Source organism: Zobellia alginiliquefaciens (genome assembly GCF_029323795.1).
In the GTDB taxonomy this organism is placed as follows: Bacteria; Bacteroidota; Bacteroidia; order Flavobacteriales; family Flavobacteriaceae; genus Zobellia; species Zobellia alginiliquefaciens.
The window spans coordinates 1,247,159-1,269,208 of the sequence record NZ_CP119758.1 but is presented as its reverse complement, the minus strand read 5'-3'; the positions used below and the strand labels follow the sequence as shown (position 1 = coordinate 1,269,208).

The window sequence follows — 22,050 nt, the reverse complement described above, 5'->3', positions numbered from 1 at the left end:
AATGTTTTAAATTGTTACGCCTTTCATTATTCTATCGGCTATTTTCGGACTAATTCTGTTTATGATTCTCAATAGTTTTACTTTGTGAATATTCACTTCATATCTATTGTTTTTATAGGCTTTTATAAACTCATCTACCAACCTTTGAGGTGAAATTTTTCTTTTGCCTCTTCCTTTGGTCATTTCAGTATCTACTAAAGGTGGTATTATTTCAAATACTTTTACTTTATCTAATTGGTATCGCAATGATTTTGAGAAAATGTGAATTGCTGCTTTTGTTCCGCAATAGACAGCTGATTTGGCTTTAGGAACAATGGCTAAACCTGAAGAAACATTAACAATGGCTGAATTAGAATTACGTTGAAGTACAGGAATCAATGAAGTAATAAGTTTTATAGGTGATGTCAGATTTGTACTTATTTCATTTTCAATTTTCTGTAGGGTATAAGTTTCGTCCAACAAAGTTTGGTTATACTGTATACCTGCGTTGTTTATCAACACATTTAAGTCTTTGTGTTCTTGGTTTATATAAGTTACAAGTCGGTTCAATTCTAATTGTGAAGAAATATCGCATTCAAATGAGGTAATTCGCTTGTCAAATTTTACGAGTTCTTCTAATCTAATCTCATTTCTGCCAATAGCTATTATTTGATTGTCCAATTGGCAAAACCGCTCTGCCAATTCTCTACCAATTCCTGAAGTAGCACCTGTAATAAGAATTTTGTTATTGTACAATTTCATACTCGTGATATTTAAAGCAAAATTCACGAGAATAAAGAGTCAAACCATTTACATATGTAAAGATTTTACTTTTTGGCTCTTATACGACTTAATTGAGTTGGGGTAATACCTAAATACGAAGCGATATGGTATTGGTTAATTAGGTTTTCTAAATCTGGATGTTCTTTTTTGAAGATTGAGTAGCGTTCCGTTGCTTCAAGCGTTACAAGTTCAATTTCTCTTTTCTCTTTTATTGCAAACTTGTATTCTGCCATGGTTCGAGCAAGGCTTTCAAATTTCGGATACTTTTTATAAAGTGAAGTTAGTTGTCTAAAATCAGCAACTAAAAGTGTGCAGTCCGTTAGGCATTGAATATTAATTAAATTTTTCTGCTTTGTTGTTATCGATGAATATGCTGCTACAAAATTTGAAGGTGTAAAGAACGTTTTATTGTATTCATTTCCCCTTTTATTGCGAAAAAATGCGCGCATTACTCCATTTGAAATAAAAGCTAACTTTGATGAAAACTCTCCTTCTTTGGCAAAATAGTCCTTCTTTTTGAGTTGAATTTCAGAAAACAATGAAATGAAAACTTCCATTTCACTTTCTGTAAAAGGGACTAATGTTTCTAAATAGATTTTCAATTCATTCATTCTTGGTTAGGCGTTCTGTTTTTTACATTTGAGTAGTGTTTTTATTTTAACCACGAAGGTTGTGAACCGTTATCGATAAATTTCTTGATTGAAGAGCCATCTTTGTTTATCATGTATAGACTTAAATACTCACTCGTATCTGATGCAAAAATGAGTTGAGAGCCATCTGGAGACCAGCAGACGTCCCAGTCTGATACTGTATTGTATGTTAGTCGTTTTTGATTTGATCCATCTATATTCATGATATAGACTTCCTGATTTCCATCCCTATTTGAAATAAATGCAATTTGTTTACCGTCAGGTGAAACTTTCGGAGATTTATCTTTAGCGCTATTGTTCGTTAACGTGATAATATTGCTGCCATCACCATTGGCTATGCAGATTTGATTGAATTCTGATTTGGAGTGAAACAGTAATCTTCCATCTTTCATAAAACAAGGTGCTCTACCACTAATTGTTTTTAGTTGTGTTTGCTCACTACCATCGGAATTCATAATCCACACTTCTTCTTGCCAATTGCCTTCTGAATCAGAGTATTCTCTTGCAAATGCTATTTTATTACCATCTGGAGACCATGTCGGGGAACTGTCCCATTTGTTTTTCTCATGAGTCAATCTTTGTCTATTTGTACCATCGCTATTCATAACATGCATAGACCATGTTTTTCCTTCATCATATTTGGCATAAAATGCAATACGTTTGCCATCAGTTGACCAATCGGGATAGCCATCAGCTCCTAGGTTATTTGTTATTTTAATTTTGGTTATTCCTTCAGAGTTAGTTAAAAAAATCTCTCTGTTATCAGAGTCTTTTGATGAATATGCTATAGGATATGATTTTTTGCTGCAGGAGTAAAGAACCATTAATATGATTGCCAGAAAATGTATTTTTAGAAACCTCCTCTTATTTAGTAGTGTTGTCATTCATTTATCTTTTTTAATTACCTACAATGGTCACGGCTATGGAAAGGAGGGCAGGCAAGGAAGCTTTTCGTTTCCGTCTGCGCACGAAGCTAAAGCTTATTGCCCGCCCGAACTTACCGTTCGGTACTGGCGGGTTTAGTTTTATTTTTCTTGTCCAAAGCAAAATCCATAAGATTTAGCGACTTTATAAATATACACAGACCTTGGTGTAAAGACTAAAGTCCGCATTACGTTTAGGACATATTGTTAGTGGCTGGCTTAGATTTTCAGTTTTGAATTATCTCATTTTTTAATCTATTTCGACTGAATAAAGTCGACTTACCTTCTCTACCAACATTTCCTTAGCTGTAATTATTGCCCCTAATCGAATATCTTCACTTGAAGCCCCAATCTGAATATTGTATTTTCCAGATTCTGTAGTCCAAGCGCTTTGAGAAGAATCAAAAGAAGCAAGGTCCTTTGCTTTTAACCGGAACGTTAAAACTTCACTTTCGCTTGGTTTCAAAAGTTTGGTTTTCTCAAATCCCTTTAGTTCTCGAAGTGGTTTCTTCAAATTTTCCATAGGAGCAGTAATATAAAGTTGTACAACTTCTTTTCCTGACACTTTACCTGTATTTTTTACGGTGACTTTTACTATTAATTCATCTTCTAATTGGGTTGAACTTAACTCTAAATCGTCATAAGAAAATGTAGTGAAAGACAACCCAAAACCAAATGAAAATGCTGTTTGTATATTATTTGAAAGGTAGTGGCGATAACCAACCATGATTTCTTCAAGATATTCTATTTCCATTCCTTTACCTCCTAACTTATGTTTTTCATTATTTTGGACTAATTTTCCTGGAAAAGATTTTGCGCTAGGAACATTATCATATGTCATAGGGAAAGTTGTTGGTAATTTTCCTGAAGGTGTGGTCTTTCCAGATAATACATCACATACTGAATTCCCTGCTTCTTGACCACCTTGCCATACTAGTAATATAGCGTCTGCATAATCTCTCCAACTTGCAGTTTCTATGACATTGCCAACATTCAAGATAATTACAACTTTCTTATTCACAGCCTTAAAGATGCTAGAAACTGATTTAATCATTTCCTTTTCAATATCCGTAAGATAGAAATCTCCATCAGTCTTTCTATCCTGAAATTCTCCAGAATTTCTACCTATTGTAATTAAGGCTATATCATTAGCTGCCGCTTTTTCAAAGATTAATTTTTCGTTTAAAATCATTTCTGGAATAGTGGGTGACAATTCAAAAGATGACTTTTTTATCGGTAGTTTTGCTTTTTCATCACTTAAATACATTGAATATCTTTCTTTCAGATCGGCATCCACAATCTTTCCAATGTTTTCCAGTCCTTCAACTAAAGAAATTGTGTATGCTTCATTTACGTCTCCACTCCCAACACCTCCTGAATAAAAATTATAAGACCCAATTCCAAATGTTGCAATTTTTAAATGTTTATTTGGTAAAGGCAATGTTTCGATTTCATTTTTTAATAAGATCGCACCTTCTGCTGCTGCTTCTCTTGCAATTACTGCATTTGATTTTAAATCTGGATGGTCTGAATAATTAAAGTTATGATATGCAGGAATTTTTATTAATGTCTTGAGAATACGAGTAACACTTCTGTCTAAGCTTTCCAATGATAGTTCACCAGTGGTTACAGCTTCAAAAATAGACTGTCGATCCTTTGGTTCACCAGGCATTATTAAATCATTTCCAGATTTTATCTTATTCACTGAATTATTTCCGGCCCACCAATCTGAAATTACTATACCTTCATAACCCCAATCATCTCTTAAAACTTGTTCTAGCAGTCCATGATTTTCAGAGACATAAGTACCATTAATCTTGTTGTAGGAACTGACCACTGACCAAGGCTCAGATTCTTGTATGGCAATTTTAAATCCCTTAAGATAAATTTCCCTCAATGCCCTTTGGCTTAGTTTTGTGTTAAGCAAGACTCTATTGGTTTCACTATTGTTAGCCACATAATGTTTTAGGGATGTTCCGACACCCTGAGATTGAATACCTTTAACCATTGCAGCTGCGATATGACCACTTAGGTAAGGGTCTTCTGAGTAATACTCAAAGTTTCTTCCAGTTAATGGGTTTCTGTGAATGTTCATGGCTGGTGCTAAAACAATATCAATACCGTATTCTTTTGCTTCTCCTCCATATGCTTTTCCCACTTTCCTAACTAATTCCTTATTCCATGTAGAAGCTAATAATGTAGCAATAGGAAAAGCTGTACAATAAAAAGTTTCTTCAGATCCTTCTCTGGTAGGATGAATTCTTAAACCTGCTGGGCCATCAGCTAATGTCATAGATGGAATCCCCATTTCAGAAATTTCAAAAGTGCTACCTGCTTGGCCCGGTACTTTAATTTTATCCTCTGCAAAAGCGAATCCTGGAATATCCATGCCCCTTCCCACTACAAGTGCTACTTTTTGTTCAAGGGTAAGTTTACCAAGCCATTCTTCAACAATTCTATTGGACATTGAATTCTGGAATATTTCATTTTTATTTTCAGACCTTTTCTTTATGTCACAACTATAGAGCAATATTATTGCTAAGAAAAAAAGTAGGATTTTATACATTTCAATGATTGTCTTTAATTTGTTGAATATTCAGTTTAGTTGCTTGCCACTAACGATAGTGTTATGATGAGCGGTCCTTTTGCAGGCTAATGATTTTGGGCCATTGGTCATAACGCGTTTGTGTGCCCAGCATGGGCATCTTTTAACTACAGAAAAGTAGTTAATTAATCTAGAGGGTGCAAGTCCCTTATGGGCAGGGGTAACGCCAGGATCCGGACCTTACAATCTTTCAGACTGTAGATGAGGTTGCTTTTGGTGATATCCGCAATCAAATCAAGAATATTCTGGGCAGATTTATGTTCAGTGGTGATGATATTGATAAGAAGGTAAGTATGCTTTCTGGTGGGGAAAAAACGAGATTGGCAATGGTAAAATTACTGTTGGAACCCGTAAACCTTTTAATATTGGATGAGCCCACCAACCATTTGGACCTGAAGTCAAAAGATGTATTAAAAGAAGCATTATCAACCTATGATGGCACCTTAATTTTGGTATCTCACGATCGTGATTTTCTACAAGGACTGTCCGAAAAAGTGTTTGAGTTTAAAGAGCAAAGGGTAATTGAGCATTTTGAAACAATTGATGCTTTCTTAGAGCGAAACAGAATTAAGAGTATTGCTGAAATTAATTTGATGAAGTAGGAGTATTGGTATTGAAATACTTTGCCTTTTACTTATAAATGCAAATCAACATTGAGAAGTTTATAGTACTAATCGGTACACCTTTTCTAATGTTCTTCTACCGGTGAGCATATAATCACCAACATACTCTAAGTGATGGGCATTCGATTTTTCAAGATTGGAAAAAGAGTCCGAGAAAAGAATATCCTCTTTAATTTCTTTGCATAACTGGCATAATCTTGCCCCTGTATTCAATACGGTGCCATGAAAGGCAATATCTCGTTTATAGTCGCCTACCTCGGCAATGGCTACAGTGCCAAAACTGACCCCTACCTTAAATTTGGGCGTTACTCCAAATTCCTTTTCAAACTCAGGAGCCGCCTTTAAAAGGTTGTCCTTAAATACTGCATACAGGGCTACACATTGCCTTGCCGCTTTGGTATTGGAATTACGCCAAGTCAGCACTGCTTCATCACCAACATATTGGTATACCTCTGCATCATAATTATCTATATGATGGGTAAGTTTTGTAAAGCATTTTTGAATGAGCCTACTGTATTTTAAATGTCCTATTTCCTCGGCAATCGTGGTAGACTGATTTAAATCTAAAAACATAAAAATACGTTCATCTTCTTTCGGTCTAAAGTAGGTTCCCTTTATAATATCGAACAGGTTGGTTGAACCAAACTTTCTAGAAACCTGAGCGTAAAGGCTAAAATGAAAACTGACGATAAAAAAATAAGTTACATAGAATGCATTAAATGAAGTCCCAAGATAGGCGTAATGCGTATTTACAGCATCGTTAGGACTCAAGGGCATTATTTGCGTAATGAAATACGCTCCTAAAAAATGAACGACATAAATTACGGCAAATTGCAACACTGTTTTTGTGAGTACAACAACTGCAAAAGGATAATCGCGAAGCATGGCCCGCATAAAAAAGACCTCGCTAACACTTATAATTACACAGTATATTAGGATAAGGGGTAAGACCGTTGTAAAGGTATATTGATAATAAGGAAGCCAATCTCCCCTTTCAAAAACCTTTATATTTAGTACAATATCAAAAGCCAAGATGGCAATGAACCACATTAGTGCTAGTGTCAATATTCTAATGATTTGTTTTTTCTTCATAAGACACAGCAAGACCTTACCAATGTGGTATTTTAGTAATATTAGATTCTAAAAATGTTACTATAGAACAGTTTTAGTCTTTTAGGCTTTCTAATGTAGGTGCCATCAATTGGTCTGTTCTATATAAGTAGGTGATCTCTTTGTTCTCAAAATTTGTGTACGCATTAATAAGGTTGGACTGTGCGTTCTGCGCCATTGCCTGTGCATCTAGCAAATCCGTAAGTCCGCTTAACCCGTTATCATAATTATCACGGTTTACCTTTAAGTTTTCCTCGGCCAGTTGCTTGTTTTCTAACGCATAAGTTATTTGCTCATGGGCATTTACCAAATCATACCAGCTTTGAGTAATAGCCACTTTTAGTTGGTCAATACCATCTTTTTTATTGTTTTGCGTAATTTCTTCCTGTATTTTCTCTTGCTTCACCTTTTGCTTTCCGCTGCCCCACCAATTGGAAATAGGAATACTCAAGGAACCAAAAGCAAAACCCGTAAATTGACTATCGATAGAACTATCAACGGCACCAAACTCTTGGGCACTTACACCAACGGCAAAAGAGGGTAATAAATCTGCCTTCGCCATTTTGGTTTGTAGGCTGCTTGCTGTTATCGATTTTTCAAGAAGCTGGTAATTGCTATTACCGCTAAGGTCTAAATCTGGGGATTCATACTTCAGTTCTGGCGGAGTTATATTTTCAAAATCCGCATCGGCTACCATATCGGGTGTATAAGCTACGCCTACATACAGCGCAAAATCTAATAATGCCAATTTACGCATGTTCTCTACCCGGCTTTTGTTCAAAAACAGTTCGCTACGGTTTACCTTCACTTGCAATAATTGATTTTTAGCAATTAAACCTGCCTCCAATAAGTCTTGCTGTTGTTTTAAAAGTTCGTTTAAATAAGTCTCATTGGTCTCTATTACTTTTTGCTGCTCTTGCAATTGTACAAGCTGCCAGAACTTATTTTCGGTTACCAATAAAACCGAATCTACAACTTGTTCTGCCCTAATTTGAGAAGTTTCTAATTGAATATCTGCCAAAGCATTAGAATTTCTAATGCTGCCACCAGCATAGATAACTTCTGTAGCCGTGGCACTGGCGCTATATAAATTATCTATTCCGTTGGGAAGGAAACCCTCAATAGGTCCTATAAGGTCATTAGGGGCATAAAGCCCTAAGGCGCTTGCTTCTACATTAGGAAAATAGTTTGCCACCATCTCACGCTTAAAAGCTTGGGACTTTTCAATGGTCAATAAGCCGTTTTTTATCGCATTACTGTGTTTAAGGGCGGCCTTTTGACTTTCTTCTAAAGTTATTTGCTGAGCAAAAGTGCTATTCAGTCCTAAAAACATGCATCCGATTACGGAAAATAACAGGACTTTATTTATAACCGTATTTTGTGATTTTATATACATCATTATTACTATTCTACTATTAAACTTCAGCTTTAACGATTTCCCCATCAACTGTCTCATCATCTTCTTTTCTAAAGAACAACCAATACAAAACTGGAAGGACAAAAAGAGTAAGCACCATAGAGAACATGAGTCCGAATGCGATTACGGTTCCCAAAGGACCCCAAAGACTAGAGCGACTAACGATCATAGGTATTACCCCAACTGCTGCTGCGGAAGATGTCAAGAAAATAGGGCGCATACGTCTTTCCGCTGCAAGAATAGCCGCTTTCTTTACACTGTAATTATGTTCATGTCTAAGCTCATCTGCATAGTCAATTAAGATGATACCGTTTCTTACTACAATTCCGCAAAGTGCCAATAGACCAAGGAAAGAGGTAAACCCGAAAGGGTATTGCATTAACAATAGACCAACAGCTGCACCAAAAATACTTAGTGGCATGGTAATGAAACTTAAAACGGCATGCATAAAGCTCTTAAAGTGCCATAATAGAATCAAGAAAATTAAAACAACACTTAGCATGAGGGAAAGACCCATAGGTTTGTTGTTTTCGATTTGAAGCTCGTACTCGCCGCCATATTCTATTCGTATATCCTCGGGAAAGTCAATTGCTTCAATGTTAGGAGTCATTTCTGCCAGTACCTCATTGGCAACGGCATCTTTGGTAATATCTACACGAACAGTTAAACAACGTGTGCCATTTCTGTTCACAATAGTTTCTTGATTCCATTCCGAAGATATATCTGCAACTTGACGTAACGGAACTGCAGCTCCTCTCTGTGGAGAAATAATTGATAACTGTTCTAGGTCCGTTATATTTTGATGGTGCTGATTTTCACTTTTAATTTTGACATCAATAGGATAATCCTTATCCCAAACTTCCGTAGCTTTTAAACCTGTAGTGTTGACCGCTACGGCATTTGCAATATCTCTATTGTTTAATCCCAACCTAGCAGCTTCGTTATATTTAACGTCAATTTGCACCGCCTCTTTCATATCACCGTAATCGGTTCTGCTCCAGATTGTCTTTGGCGTTGCACGTGCTATATTGATAATGGTATCACTATATTTTTTCAACTGATCAATATCCTCGCCATACATACGAACCTCTATTGGTGCATTAACACCGGCCATATCTAACTGTTTCATTCTTAAATAGGCCTGTGGATACATGTCGGCATACTTTTCATCATAGTCGTTCAAGACTTCTACCGTGGCGTCATCAGAGATGGTGGTCACTAAAATCTGAGCATAATTTTTTGCAGGAAGATTTGGGGCATAAAGGGTGTGAAAACGAGGTGAACTCTGGCCAACAAAACTGGTGTAATCGGCTACACGTTCGTCAGCACTTAAAATCTCTTCAAACCTGGTAACGACCTTTGCCGTTTCTTCTAAACTATTTCCCGGAGCTAAATTAATTTCTATGGAAAATTGGTTACGCTCAACCTTTGGGAACAACTGCTGACTAACCCCGCCAAAAAGCAAAACACCGATTACGATAGCTGCAATACCGGAAAAGACAGTAATCTTATAATGCGCCATAGCTTTGTTTACCGCGGAATCAAAGAACGACTGCAACCGATCCAGCATCGACTTTTTACCATCCTTGTCTTTATTCTCCGGATCATCATGAAGTCCCTTTTTAATAAATATGGAATTGATCATGGGAACAATAAGGATGGATATCAATAAGGATAAAGTCAATGCTATGATAATAACATAAGGGAAGGCACTAATAAAATCGGATGCTACACCATCCATAAAGAACAACAACGGATAGAAAGTAGCAGAAATGGCCAATGTAGCCGTAAATACGGAAGGGAACAATTCTTTAGCACTACTAACGGCAGCTTCAGGAATGGACATGCCCTCATCTAATTTCTCCACGTAATTATCAATAATTACGATAGGGTCATCTACCACAATACCCAATACCACGATTAATGCGGCCAAGGTAACCGTATTCAGTTCAATACCTAGAAAGTACATGATACACAAAGTAGCCGCAATGGTAATTGGTATGGTAGCCGCGGCCACAGATGCTACCCTAATTGGAAGAAGCAAGAGGGTCACCAAGATTACCCCTATCAAAGCAAAACCGAATTCTTTCATAAAGTGACTGATAGAATGGTCTACTACTTCTGGCTGATTCGCAATTTTGGTAATTTTAATATCATCGGGCATTTCGCTGATGATTTTGTCAAGTCTTTCATCGATCTCATCACCAAACTGAACGATGTTTCCTTTTTTAGCCATTTCTAAGGTAATTATCATACCCTTTGTACCGTTCATGGTTAAGTACGAATCCGGATTATCATATTCGCGCACCACATGGGCAACATCTCTAACTCTAATAACATTTCCGTTCGCCTCGGTTTTAATTACCTGTCGTGCAATATCCGATTCATTTTTTACGGTGGTCTCAAGATATATAGGTCTTTCTTTGGTATCGCTCTCCAATGATCCAGAACCGAATACAGCTCCTTGACTTTGTAAGCTGGAAGTAATTACCTGCGGGGTTATGCCGTAACTTGCCAATTTATCTTGATCTACGTACACCGAAATTTGCTCCGTTAGCCCTCCAGAATGTGAAATTTTCGCCAAATTATCTATTTGTCGGAACTCATCTTCTATATCTTCAACATGACGCTGAAGATCTTTATACGGTCTTGTTTCGGATTCTACGCCCAGTACCAAAGCAGCAGTGCTACCAAAATCACTGTTCACCATTACACCTTGCACTTCACGAGGTAATTCTAGCTGCTGAAAAATTAAAATCTCAGCCTTTAGCTTATTCCAGAATTGCTCGGTAGCGTTATGGTCTATCTTATCCGATACTTCTACATAGATGTACATGAGTCCATCTTTGGAATACGAATACGTTTTGGTTTTATCAACTTCGTTATAGCTGAATAAAAATTCTTCAACTTTAGAGGTCAGTTCTTCTGCAACCTTATCGGAAGATGCGCCCGGATAAGCCCCAATAATCAGTCCTTGACGTATAGTAAAGTCAGGGAATTCGTTCCGAGGCATATTTAAAAGCCCGTAAATTCCCATCAGTACAAAAGACATTACGAGTACAAAAGGAAATGTAGAGTGTTTAAATGCCCAATCTATGGCTCCGCTTTTTTTCTTCATCTTCTACTGTCTTATTTGGAGTCATTAATGATTTCCACGGTCGTACTCTGTGTAAGCTTGTGGTAACCCGAAACGATAAGTTGGTCTCCTTTTTTCAAGCCGTTTGTAATTGCTATGCCGCTGTCATATAATCTGCCGGTTTCTACGTAGCGTCTGTCCGCGCTATTTCCGTTGGCTACATATACAAAACGCTTACCATCTTCCGTAACGGCAATACTTTCTGACGGAATGATAATAGTTGGTTTCCCATCTGCATTACCGCTTTTTGAATTTTTAAAACTTACGGTACAGGTCATACCTGGTTTTATTTTCTTTTCGGCATTATTCAGTTTTACATAAGCCGTATAAACTGGTGAGCCTTGATCGGATTGAATGGAAATCTCGTCAACAATACCAGAAATATCCATATCCCCTAATGAAGGAACTACCACCGTAGCGGTGTCTCCTTTAGTTATGTTATTTATTTCACTATCAGGAATAGCAAGTACGGCTTTAACCGTCTTAATATTTACCAATTCCACTACAGGTAGTCCTGGTTGTGCCAGATCACCGGCTTCCATCATCTTATCGCTTATGTAGCCATCCATAGGGGCGTATAATTTAGCATGGCGTACATTCTGATAGCTCATTTTTGCAGCTGCTTGTGCTTGTTCATATTGCGAACGTGCCTCTAACATTCTAATTTCTGCGATACTCCCTTTTTGAAAAACATTATTTATACGTTCATAATTTTCTTTGGCCAGTCTTTCTTGAGCCAATTGCTGTTCATATTGACTGGTATATACAGTTCCATCTATTTGAGCGATCAATTGATTCTTTTTTACGAAATCTCCTATGCGCACAGGAACACTTAAAACGGTACCCGAAACCTGAAAGCTTGCATTAATTGCCACATCAGATTCAATTGTGCCATTGTACTCTATTTGGGCATTTGAAGAAGCTGGGTTGGAGCCAACATTTAAAACTTTAATCTTAATTACTTTATTGGTTTGGGTCTTTTCTTCACTACCACAACTAACAGCAGCAAGAAGAACTATGGCAATTGAAACACTTTTTAGTATCACCCGTAGGTATTTATCTTTCATATGAAATAGGGATTTAAGTATCATTTTTGGGTTTTCAATTTTAAGAGTGCAAAATTAAGCCGGTTACAAGGCTAAAAATGGTAGTAACAAAGCCATTTATGGTATTATTAGAACATAATGGAGGAAAATCATGGTTTTAATGGGGTAAAATGGTAGATTTCGATGGATTTATACCATGATTATGGAAGATATACCGAAAATGGGATTGCCGGAACTTTATAAAGAAACCGGAATAAAGGAAAATAAGAATCATCCTGGGTTTTTAATTTTTAAGGCCGAAAATGTTTCTAACCTTATCAAAAGCGGAAATCCGCTTAGAAACCTAAATTACGGCGTTGTATTTTTTATAGAAGGTGATGGAGAAATACATGTAGATTTCAACTCCTATAAAACCAGTGCCAACTCAGTGTATTTCTGTAGTCCCGGGCAAGTAGTTACAGCAAAAGGTGAATTTACGGAAGGGTTTGGTGTCCTCTTTCAAAAAGATTTTTTATTAAAGCCAGGTGCGCAACAATGGATACAGTCGTTACCTATATTTAGTGGTTTTTTGAGTAGCCCAATGGTTGAAATGGTTGAAAAAGACAAATTTTTGTTTCATGCCTTGCTACGTGAAATGGAGCTGGAATACCATAGCGATGTTATTTTAAAGTATGATGCCCTAGAGGCTCTTTTAACCCTTATGCTGGTAAAACTATCTAGACTTTATGAAAAATCTAAAGGAGATAAGATCAGTGTTGATGCCAAACATATTTTAGCGTTGGAATCTTTAATAAACAAACAATTTAAAAGTAACCGTAGTGTGGCGGATTATGCTTCCCAAATGTTCATGACCCCCCAGCATTTAAACCGATTGACCAAAAAGAATACGGGAAGAAGTGTGAGTGAGTTAATCAACGAAAGGCTTATTGTGGAGGTTAAAAGATACCTTACCTATACTGAAATGAGTAGCGAAGAAATAGCACATTATTTTAGTTTCTATGACAATTCTTATTTTACCAAAACCTTTAAAAAAGCGGTTGGTGAAACTCCCAAAGCTTTTAGAAAGCGACAAAAAGAACTCCTACGTGTTGAAGGTTGATTTGATATTTAATCCTGCCATTGTGGATTAAATAGGTTGAAAATTAAAAAAGCTACTCAACACAATATTGAGTAGCTTTTGGCACTTAGCTAAAACAAATACAAGTGCTTGTTTTAGAACGTAAAGCTGAGTCTAGCATAGTAAAAAGATCCTGCAAATCCCATTTGTACGGCATCCCAGTATCCACCGGAATCAGAATCGGCATCTTGCTGGTCTGGGTATATATTAAAAAGGTTGTTGCTACCTACGTTTAATTTCAAACTTTCGCTAAGTTCAAAACCAAAGTTTAAATCAGTCACGGTTTTGGCGCTGTATCTATCAGTTGCCAAACCATAATCTACTAATTCTATTTCGCTGAAACGAGTGAAACTTAGTGCAGCGTCAAACCAACTTTTATCATAGGTAAGATTCAAGTTTAGTTTACTGTCTGGAGCAGAGGCTAATAAGAAGGCTTTGTCTCTTGCGCCAAAAAATGTGCTTTCATCTAAACTTCCATTATTTACACTCTCAATCTTCATGTCATTAAAGTTCGCCAAGAAGGTTGCACTGAACGAACTGTCTTCCGAAAGACTGTTTTTGTAAGATAAAATTACATCTAGACCCGATGTTTTGGTATCCACACCGTTTACAAAAAATTGAGCGGAGTTAACATTATCGATCTGTGGGGCAGGGAAATCCCCGGTTAATACAATCCTATCTTTAATGTCAATATAATACCCATCTACGGTAGCTGTAAAGTTTCCTGCTTTTGCCGTGAAACCAAGAGCGGCATTAAATGCTTTTTCTTCTTTTAAAGGGCCAATACCAAAAGAAGCGGTAACCGGACTGTTATTAGGAGATAATAAAGATTCCGAAGCCACACCACCAATAAAGTTGGTGAATTTAAGGTTGTAATAAATCTGAGCTAATGATGGAGCTCTAAAACCAGAACTTACAGAACCCCTAATATTGAAATTTTCGGTTGCTTTGTATCTTGCCGCCAACTTTCCATTGGTAGTACTACCAAAATCACTGAAATACTCAAAACGTGCGGCACCACTTACCAAGAATTTTTCGGTAACGTCCAATTCTAAATCTCCGTAAAGAGAAACATTGCTTCGGCTTCGGTCTATTTCGTTATCAGGGCTGTATCCAGGAAAGCCTTGAGAGCCACCAGGTCTTTGGTTACCGGTAATTGGATCAGTAGGTATGGTTTGGGTAGCAGGGTTTGTTATTAGTGCACCGTCTACATCAAAAGTCCCGTAAGATGTGGCTTCACCAGCAAAAATCTCAAAATTCTCTGTTTTGTACTCCGCACCAAAAGCGAGGTTCATACCGGCCATGATATCTTCATAAAACTTGGAAATATCAAGATTGGTAACGTTTTGGCTAAGGCTATGTCCACCTGCATCAAAATCGGTTGGAGATGCTTCTTCAAGTGAAGCATTCAAAGAACCCTTAATAAAATAGTGAAATAGGTTTTTACCGTAAGTGTTACTAATATCTACGTTCCAACCATTGTCCATTTCTGTTCGCACACCAACGGCAACGGAATTATCAATAATATTAGAGGTGATTCTTGGGGTGAATGCATTTGGGTAAATACCTACTACATTACGTTCCGTAGGGTTGTTACGAGTAAATGCAAAGGCATCGGTATCTCTATAGTTTCTTCCTCCAAAAGCATAAATTTCAGTTTTATCCGAAACAGGAATACTCATATTTCCAAAAAAATTGAAACCGTCAATGGCCGCTTCACCAAAACCTCTTCTAAAGTCAAAACCGGGTCTAAGTATTTTATTTTTGGCAATATATTCCGTGGTAAAGTTGGCGTAACCTTCTTCACCTATCTTAACTCCGTAATTAGCGGCGAACTTTATAGAGCCACCATCAAAATTTTGGTCATTACCAATTGCATTTCCATCTCTTTCGGTATCTAAACGATTACCATCTGTATTTGGAGTACCATCAGGGAAATCACCTTTGGCATTTGTATTGTAAGCCCCATAGCTGATAGAGCCGGAAAGTTCGTCCGTTCTATCTTTCAATACAATATTGATTACACCTGCAATGGCATCAGAACCATATTGTGCGGAAGCCCCATCTCTTAAAATCTCAATTCTTTTGATTGCCGCGGCAGGAATAGCGTTAAGGTCGGTACCTGTATTACCTCTACCTCGTGTGCCAAATACGTTGATCAGCGAAGATTGGTGTCTTCTTTTACCGTTGATTAAAACCAAAGTTTGGTCAGGTCCTAAACCACGCAAAGAAGCAGGGTCTATATGGTCCGCGCCATCAGAACCGGACTGCTTGTTGGCATTAAAAGAAGGTGCCGCGTACTGCAGTAATTGGTTGACTTCTATTTTACCGGTTTTAGAGACCACGTCCTCCATAGGAATTACATCTACGGCAGTTGCGGTTTCTGTGGAGGTTCTGTTTGGATTTCTAGAACCTACGATAACCACGTTGTCCAATTGAGCGGCAGCTTCTTTTAAAGTGATGTTGAAAGAGCTTTTTCCGGCAACAGGGACTTCTAAAGTTTCAAATCCAATATAAGAAATGACAAGTACGGCAGTATCATCTGGAGCGGTAATGGTAAAGTTACCGTCAAAGTCGGTTTGCGCTCCGGTTGTAGTGCCTTTAATAACAATACTTGCACCGGAGAGCGGCATACCGGTAGCATCCTTTACAGTGCCTTCAATTTCTTTTTCTTGCAATGCGTTAGTGCTTTCCGATTTCTTGGTTAAAACAATTTGTTTTCCATTTACCTTGAAATCAAAAGATGCTTTTTCGGAAAGCTTCGTTAATACCTTACCAATGATTTCACCATTCACATGGAAAGATATTTTCTTAGAGTCGTCTATCTCTTTTGTGTTGTAGAAAAAGCTGTAATCGGTTTGCGTTTTTATCTCCTTTAAGATTTGTTTTAAAGGTGCATTATCATAGTCTAGATTTATTTCTTTTTGGGAAGAAGTATTTGCATTCACTTGGAAAACGATAAAGAATGCGGACAGAAGATTCAGCATAGTCTTTAGATTTATCTGTTTTAGGCGCATTGTAGCTTGGGCACCGTGTTCTTGGTTGTGTTTCATGATTTTTGTGTATTTGATTGTTAGCAATTAGTTGTTTGTGTAATATTGATTATTCTAGCTTTTACTCTCTATTGTAATTGTATTCTGGTCGATGGTATATTCAAAGGGTGTGCTAAGGGAAATAGTGTTCAATACGGCTTCTATAGTTTCATTTTCAAACTCGCCCTTAAACACCTCGTTGTTCAAATGTTTCGCATTGTTTAGAAACTTTACTTGGTGCACTCGTTCTAGTTTTATTAAAATGTCAGAGAATTTAAGATTGTCGATTATTAATTTGTTTTCCATCCAAGCGGTGTAGATCGATGTGTCTACTTTTGTTTTACTAAAGTTGTTCTCAGACTTTTTATAATTTGCTTGGAAAGTTGGGGATAGTTCTATCTCATTATCTGGCTTGTTGGATTCTGATAGGGTCACCTTGCCTTCAATTAAAGTAGTGGCTATATTTTCATCGGTTTCGTAGGACGAAAGATTGAATTGAGTCCCGAGAACTTTAACCTCAACCCCTTGTGTTACGACCAAAAAAGGCTTTTTCTTGTTTTGGGTTACATCAAAAAAGCCTTCCCCCTCTAGAAAAACAGTTCTAGTGTGGAGCGAATCATTTTTGAAACTTGTTGGGAATTTTAGTTTTGAGCCGGCATTCAGCCAAACCGAAGTACCATCAGAAAGTCTTATTTTAAAGGTCTGTCCATGCGGAATATAAATTTCATTGTAAACCACTTGCTGAGAGCCCGAGTTGTGCTGGTCACTAAAATTGAGTGCGTTTGTATTTTTATCGGCAATAATGTTTCCTTGTGCATCGGTTAAGATCTCGTTGCCATCGCTGCTCAGGGTTCTTGTGCTTCCGTCTGCCAAGATAATGGTTATATTTTCCTGTAAGTTTGGTGCAGCAACCGTTTTGGATATAGGCTCTTTAGGATTGGATGAGAATAAAGAGCCCTTCATTTCTAATCCTAAAAAAACCAGAATAACTATAACTGCGGTATATGGTAATGCAAGAACTAGGTGTTTTCTTCTTCGCCTTTGAGTGGAAATTTTAGCATTGAATTTTACCAGTGCAGTCTTGGAATCAAAGGATAGCTTTCCCGTTGGTTGAGATTCTTTAATTCGCTTTTTCAACAGCGCCATATTAGCATCACTAGCAGATACCCAGAGGTTTAGGTGTTCTCGCTCTTCGGAAGTAATATTTCCTTTTAGCCATTTAGAAATTAGCTCATCGTAATTCATAAATATTTACACCTTTTAACTTAATGATGCATAATTGTCAAAAAACCCCTACGAATGAATCATTTTTATTTAAATTTGAATGAATATCATAAGGAATGAACGAGCGAAAACTGGTCATGAAAATGCAGAAGGGCAATGCTGAGGCGTACCAGTATTTGTTCACTGAATATTATGATTGGTTGTGTAATTACATCTTTAAGATGTGCAATAATAGGTACCTGGCGGAAGATATTGTTCAAGATGCCTTAATGAACCTTTGGGAGAAAAGAACACAACTTCTTATATCGGGCTCGGTAAAAAATTATTTGTTTAAGTGTTGTTACAATCAGTTTCTGCAACATCTACGTGCTCAAAAAATTGCGTATGACAGTTTGGAGAAAATTAAATGGGAGGTGATTGCCGATACCGCTTATGAACAAGATAGGGTAGAGGTTAAAATTAAAAACCTGAACGTTCTCATCGCTCAATTACCACCTCGTTGCAAAGAGGTATTTGTGCAGAATAAACTGGAAAAAAAGAAGTATAAGCAGATTGCGCAGGATATGAATATTTCCATAAAAACGGTGGAGAACCAGATGTCCAAAGCGCTTCACTTTTTAAGACAACACGCCACAATTTTTCTGTTTTTGATCTTAGGTATTTTTTAACTTACGTTGAAGGATAAAATTTGTAAAAGCACTAATGCCGAATTTCCACTCTGGTATGTTGTCGCAAGTATTTACCCAATTGATAAGAGTGCCTAAATAAGGTGATGAAATATTGACCTGATCGCCTGTTTTATGGGTAAAGCCCAATCCTTCTGCATTGCGGTCTTCGGTGGGGGCAAACATGGTGCCTAAGAATAGAACAAGTCCGTCCGGATATTGATGGTTTTTACCAATGACCTGATTTACCAGATTTTCTGGGGTTCGGCTTATTTCCTTCATTTTATTGCTTCCGGAGGTGGAGAAATTATCTTTCCCCTGCATGGCAAAATCTACTTCGCAGTTTTTTACATCCTCTAAGGAAAAAGTCTCATCGAACAACCTGAACATGGGCCCTATGGCGCATGATCCATTCTGGTCTTTTGCTTCTCCTAGCAATAGGGCGCTCCTACCTTCGTAATCGCGAAGGTTTACATCGTTGCCCAATGTGGCACCAACAATTTTACCTGAAGAAGAAACGGCAAGAACAATTTCTGGTTCAGGGTTGTTCCATTTAGAACTTTTTAAAACGCCCACTTCAGCACCAAACCCAACGGCCGATAAAGGTTGGGCTTTGGTAAATACTTCGGCATCTTTGCCAATACCAACTTCAAGATATTGAGACCAAAGCCCTTTTTCCTGAAGTTCTTTTTTTAGTTTTTCGGTTTCCGGAGAACCTGCTATAACCTTACTTAGATCATTGCCAAGGGAATCATATATAGTCTGGCGTATATCATTGGCAATATGCGCGTCTCCTTTTGCTCTTTCTTCAATGACGCGTTCCAGTAAACTTTTAATGAAAGTTACGCCACATGCTTTTATAGCTTGTATATCGTTTGGAGCAATGAAGTAAGGGTGCTCAGGATTGGTATTGAAATAAAGGGAATTGTTTAAGACCTCCGTTATACCTCCAAGAATGGGTAAGCCGGTTAACACTTTTAAGCTAGCAACTGGGGTCATGCTATTTATTATCTCGCTGGTAGAGTTGTAATACTCGGACAGGTCGTAGACTTTACCATTTTTAGCCAACACCACATGAGGTCCGGCTACACCATTGTAAGCCTTCTTTTCCGGCACCATACATCTGCCTACCCATGTGCCCTTTTCTGCTAGTTGCGGAATAAGGTGGTTCAAGTCAAAGTTTTTCATTTTATCATATTGAGGGACATCCAAAATACAGAAATTAAGCCAAATTAAATGTTTGTTTTTTTATATAAATTCAGAGGTTATGTTAAGGTAATGCCTAATGTATTGCAGAAAGTTTAAAAGTGTTATATATTTAGTGGCCTTTGTATGGTTTTTTCGCAATCTGAAGGTGTTGTCATGGTAGACCAAAACCAATTTAATCAAATAGACAAACAAGACAAGTTAATGAAAGCGAACAGAAGAAGTTTCTTAAAGCGAACATCTGCCGGAGTTTTGGGAGTTGGAGCGCTATCTTTTCCAAGTTTAGCAGAAGCTGCCACCACCGAGGAGAAAGCTGATTTTTTAAAACCCGATTTGAAGCTGGGAGTAGCCTCGTATACACTACGTGAGTTCACCCGGGAAAAGGCTTTAGATATGACACTGAGGTGCGGTTTAAAGCGGATGACCTTAAAAAGTATGCATTTACCGCTAGATTCGGGTGCGCACACGATAAAAAGTGCAGTGGCGGAATGCAAGGAGAAAGGTGTGGATTTCTATGGCGCTGGAGTTATTTATATGAAGTCCAATGCGCAGGTGGATCAAGCCTTTGAATATGCTAAAATGGCTGAATTGGATATGATTGTAGGAGTACCTAGCCATAGTCTTTTGGATTATGTAGAAGAGAAAGTGAAAGCATACAATATTAAACTAGCTATTCATAATCATGGCCCCGGAGATAAAGTGTTCCCTAGTGCCGAGAGCGCCTACCTTAAAATAAAAGATAGGGATAGGCGTATGGGCCTTTGCTTAGATATTGGCCATACCCAGCGGATAAAGAGAGACCCTTCTGGAGATGTGACTGAGTTTTTTGATCGGGTTTTTGATATTCACTTAAAAGATGTAACAGCTGCGGAACACGATGGGAAAACCTGTATAATTGGTCGTGGTGTCATTGATTTCCCCGCATTTTTAAAGACCGTTTCAAAATTAAATTATAAAGGAACCTTAGCCTTGGAATATGAGGCAGAGGGAGATGATCCATTACCAGGTATGATGGAATCAATAGGGTACGTAAAAGGTATATTAGCAACATTGTAAAATATAGAGATGAGTTCAGATAGAAGAGATTTTATTAAAAAAGCATCAGTAGGTGCTGCCGGTTTGGCATTTGGAGGAAGTATAAACGCTATGTCGGCCGAAAGTTATTCGCGAATTTTGGGATCAAGCGACCGTATTAATTGCGCCGTAATTGGTGTTCGTAGTAGGGCCAAAGCACACTTTATGGCAATCCACAAGGACCCCAATGCTAAAGTACTGTTTAGTTGTGATGTAGATGATACCATTTTGGAAGAACATAACATATGGTGTAAAGAAAATATAGGTTACGTGCCAAAAGTGGAGAAGGACTTTAGAAAAGTTTTAAAAAATAAAAAGGTAGACGCCGTTTTTATTGCAACACCAGAGCATTGGCATGCACCAATGGCCATAATGGCGTTACAGGCAGGTAAGCATGTTTACGTAGAGAAGCCTTGTAGTCATAACCCGTATGAAAACCAGTTATTGGTAGAGGCTCAAAAGAAGTATGGAAAAAAGGTTCAGATGGGTAACCAACAGCGTTCTGCTCAAACTTCCAAGCTAGCTGTAAAGGAAATTGGAGAGGGTATAATTGGAGATGTATATAAAGGTGAGGCCTATTATTCTAATAACAGGGGTTCTATAGGTAAGGGAAATGTAATAGAAGTTCCCAAAACCTTGGATTGGGATTTATGGCAAGGGCCGGCACCACGAGAAGATTACCGCGATAATGTGCACCCATATAACTGGCATTGGTTTAAAACATGGGGTACGGGAGAGGTACATAACAATGGAACACATGAAATAGATATATGTAGATGGGCACTAGGTGTTGATTTACCTGAAAGTGTTACTTCCTTTGGAGGGAAATATGCGTATGATGATGATTGGCAGTTCGTAGATAACCAACAAGTTACTTATAAATATCCGGGTGATAAGTTTATAACTTGGACAGGTCATAGCCGTGGTAAAATTATACCTAAACAACCAGGTAGGGGAGCTACTATTTACGGAAGCAAAGGTATTATTACGCTAAGTCGTGGAGGTTATAAGTTATTTGATTTGAACGGGAATATCATTAAACAAGAGAAGGAGGCTGGCCAACAAAGTGCTACGGTGAACACGCAAGGTGCTGGAGATTTAGATTGGAACCACATTGGTAACTTTTTTGAAGCTATCCGTAAGGATAAATCCTTGAATTCAGATATTAAGGACGCTAGTGTAACTACTATGCTTTGTCATTTAGGTAATATGGCACAAGACGCTGGAGAAACCTTAAAGATTGACCAAAAAACGGGTAAGGTTCTTAATAATGATAAAATAATGAAAGATTGGTGGAAACGAGAATATGCAGAAGGTTGGGAGCCCAAGCTGTAGTTTTCTTTCTAAAAAATAAAAGGCCCTCATAGAGGGCCTTTTTTATGCTTGGTCAATTAAATTTTTTTAGGTTGCTACAAGATTCCGATCAAATCCAAAATGAGGGCTACCGGTACAGCCAATAA

Annotated in this window: 15 protein-coding genes and 1 pseudogene; 5 read left to right on the top strand and 11 right to left on the bottom strand. The window is 37.7% G+C overall.

Annotation, left to right across the window (positions count from 1 at the left end; genetic code table 11):
* Nucleotides 1–6: 6 nt before the first annotated feature.
* From P0077_RS05345 to P0077_RS05330, 4 genes are all read right to left on the bottom strand, one after another.
* On the bottom strand, nucleotides 7–741 hold the full coding sequence (locus tag P0077_RS05345; RefSeq protein ID WP_276168103.1) for an SDR family oxidoreductase: 735 nt from the start codon (nucleotides 739–741) through the stop codon (nucleotides 7–9).
* A 65-nt stretch (nucleotides 742–806) separates the two neighbouring features.
* Nucleotides 807–1,373 (bottom strand): Crp/Fnr family transcriptional regulator, encoded by a 567-nt coding sequence (locus tag P0077_RS05340; RefSeq protein ID WP_276168102.1) that lies wholly within the window; start codon nucleotides 1,371–1,373, stop codon nucleotides 807–809.
* 41 nt (nucleotides 1,374–1,414) lie between these two features.
* The gene (locus P0077_RS05335) at nucleotides 1,415–2,296 is read right to left on the bottom strand and encodes a TolB family protein (protein WP_276168101.1); all 882 of its coding nucleotides are present in this window, start codon (nucleotides 2,294–2,296) and stop codon (nucleotides 1,415–1,417) included.
* A gap of 289 nt (nucleotides 2,297–2,585) precedes the next feature.
* Complete coding sequence (locus P0077_RS05330; protein ID WP_276168100.1) at nucleotides 2,586–4,901, bottom strand: beta-glucosidase; 2,316 nt, start codon at nucleotides 4,899–4,901, stop codon at nucleotides 2,586–2,588.
* 209 nt (nucleotides 4,902–5,110) lie between these two features.
* Here P0077_RS05330 and P0077_RS05325 point away from each other — a divergent pair.
* Nucleotides 5,111–5,542: pseudogene (locus P0077_RS05325) on the top strand (ATP-binding cassette domain-containing protein); the annotation flags it as partial.
* Nucleotides 5,543–5,602: 60 nt separating this feature from the next.
* Here the strand turns inward: P0077_RS05325 and P0077_RS05320 are convergent.
* From P0077_RS05320 to P0077_RS05305, 4 genes are all read right to left on the bottom strand, one after another.
* Entirely contained in the window at nucleotides 5,603–6,655 is a 1,053-nt protein-coding gene (locus P0077_RS05320) for an adenylate/guanylate cyclase domain-containing protein (protein WP_276168099.1), read from the bottom strand.
* 73 nt (nucleotides 6,656–6,728) lie between these two features.
* Nucleotides 6,729–8,072: a TolC family protein gene (locus tag P0077_RS05315; protein WP_276168098.1), complete on the bottom strand. Its 1,344-nt coding sequence runs from the start codon at nucleotides 8,070–8,072 to the stop codon at nucleotides 6,729–6,731.
* Nucleotides 8,073–8,088: 16 nt separating this feature from the next.
* Entirely contained in the window at nucleotides 8,089–11,208 is a 3,120-nt protein-coding gene (locus tag P0077_RS05310; protein ID WP_276168097.1) for an efflux RND transporter permease subunit, read from the bottom strand.
* Nucleotides 11,209–11,219: 11 nt separating this feature from the next.
* Entirely contained in the window at nucleotides 11,220–12,293 is a 1,074-nt protein-coding gene (locus P0077_RS05305; RefSeq protein WP_276168096.1) for an efflux RND transporter periplasmic adaptor subunit, read from the bottom strand.
* A 181-nt stretch (nucleotides 12,294–12,474) separates the two neighbouring features.
* Between P0077_RS05305 and P0077_RS05300 the strand changes: the two genes are divergently transcribed.
* On the top strand, nucleotides 12,475–13,371 hold the full coding sequence (locus tag P0077_RS05300; RefSeq protein WP_276168095.1) for a helix-turn-helix domain-containing protein: 897 nt from the start codon (nucleotides 12,475–12,477) through the stop codon (nucleotides 13,369–13,371).
* Nucleotides 13,372–13,484: 113 nt separating this feature from the next.
* Here the strand turns inward: P0077_RS05300 and P0077_RS05295 are convergent, their stop codons facing one another.
* The gene (locus P0077_RS05295) at nucleotides 13,485–16,442 is read right to left on the bottom strand and encodes a TonB-dependent receptor domain-containing protein (protein WP_276168094.1); all 2,958 of its coding nucleotides are present in this window, start codon (nucleotides 16,440–16,442) and stop codon (nucleotides 13,485–13,487) included.
* A 54-nt stretch (nucleotides 16,443–16,496) separates the two neighbouring features.
* Complete coding sequence (locus P0077_RS05290) at nucleotides 16,497–17,666, bottom strand: FecR family protein (protein WP_276168093.1); 1,170 nt, start codon at nucleotides 17,664–17,666, stop codon at nucleotides 16,497–16,499.
* 95 nt (nucleotides 17,667–17,761) lie between these two features.
* On the opposite strand from P0077_RS05290, the gene P0077_RS05285 reads away from it, so the two are divergent.
* Nucleotides 17,762–18,313 (top strand): RNA polymerase sigma factor, encoded by a 552-nt coding sequence (locus tag P0077_RS05285; RefSeq protein ID WP_276168092.1) that lies wholly within the window; start codon nucleotides 17,762–17,764, stop codon nucleotides 18,311–18,313.
* On the opposite strand, the gene P0077_RS05280 is transcribed toward P0077_RS05285, so the two are convergent.
* Nucleotides 18,299–19,498, bottom strand: a complete 1,200-nt coding sequence (locus P0077_RS05280) for a fumarylacetoacetate hydrolase family protein (RefSeq protein ID WP_276168091.1) — start codon at nucleotides 19,496–19,498, stop codon at nucleotides 18,299–18,301. The genes P0077_RS05285 and P0077_RS05280 overlap by 15 nt on opposite strands.
* Nucleotides 19,499–19,642: 144 nt before the next feature.
* On the opposite strand from P0077_RS05280, the gene P0077_RS05275 reads away from it, so the two are divergent.
* Nucleotides 19,643–20,572 carry a sugar phosphate isomerase/epimerase family protein gene (locus P0077_RS05275; protein WP_276168090.1) on the top strand — a complete coding sequence of 310 codons (930 nt, stop codon included), beginning with the start codon at nucleotides 19,643–19,645 and terminating at the stop codon, nucleotides 20,570–20,572.
* Between the two features lie 9 nt (nucleotides 20,573–20,581).
* Nucleotides 20,582–21,925, top strand: a complete 1,344-nt coding sequence (locus P0077_RS05270) for a Gfo/Idh/MocA family protein (protein ID WP_276168089.1) — start codon at nucleotides 20,582–20,584, stop codon at nucleotides 21,923–21,925.
* Nucleotides 21,926–22,050 lie beyond the last annotated feature (125 nt).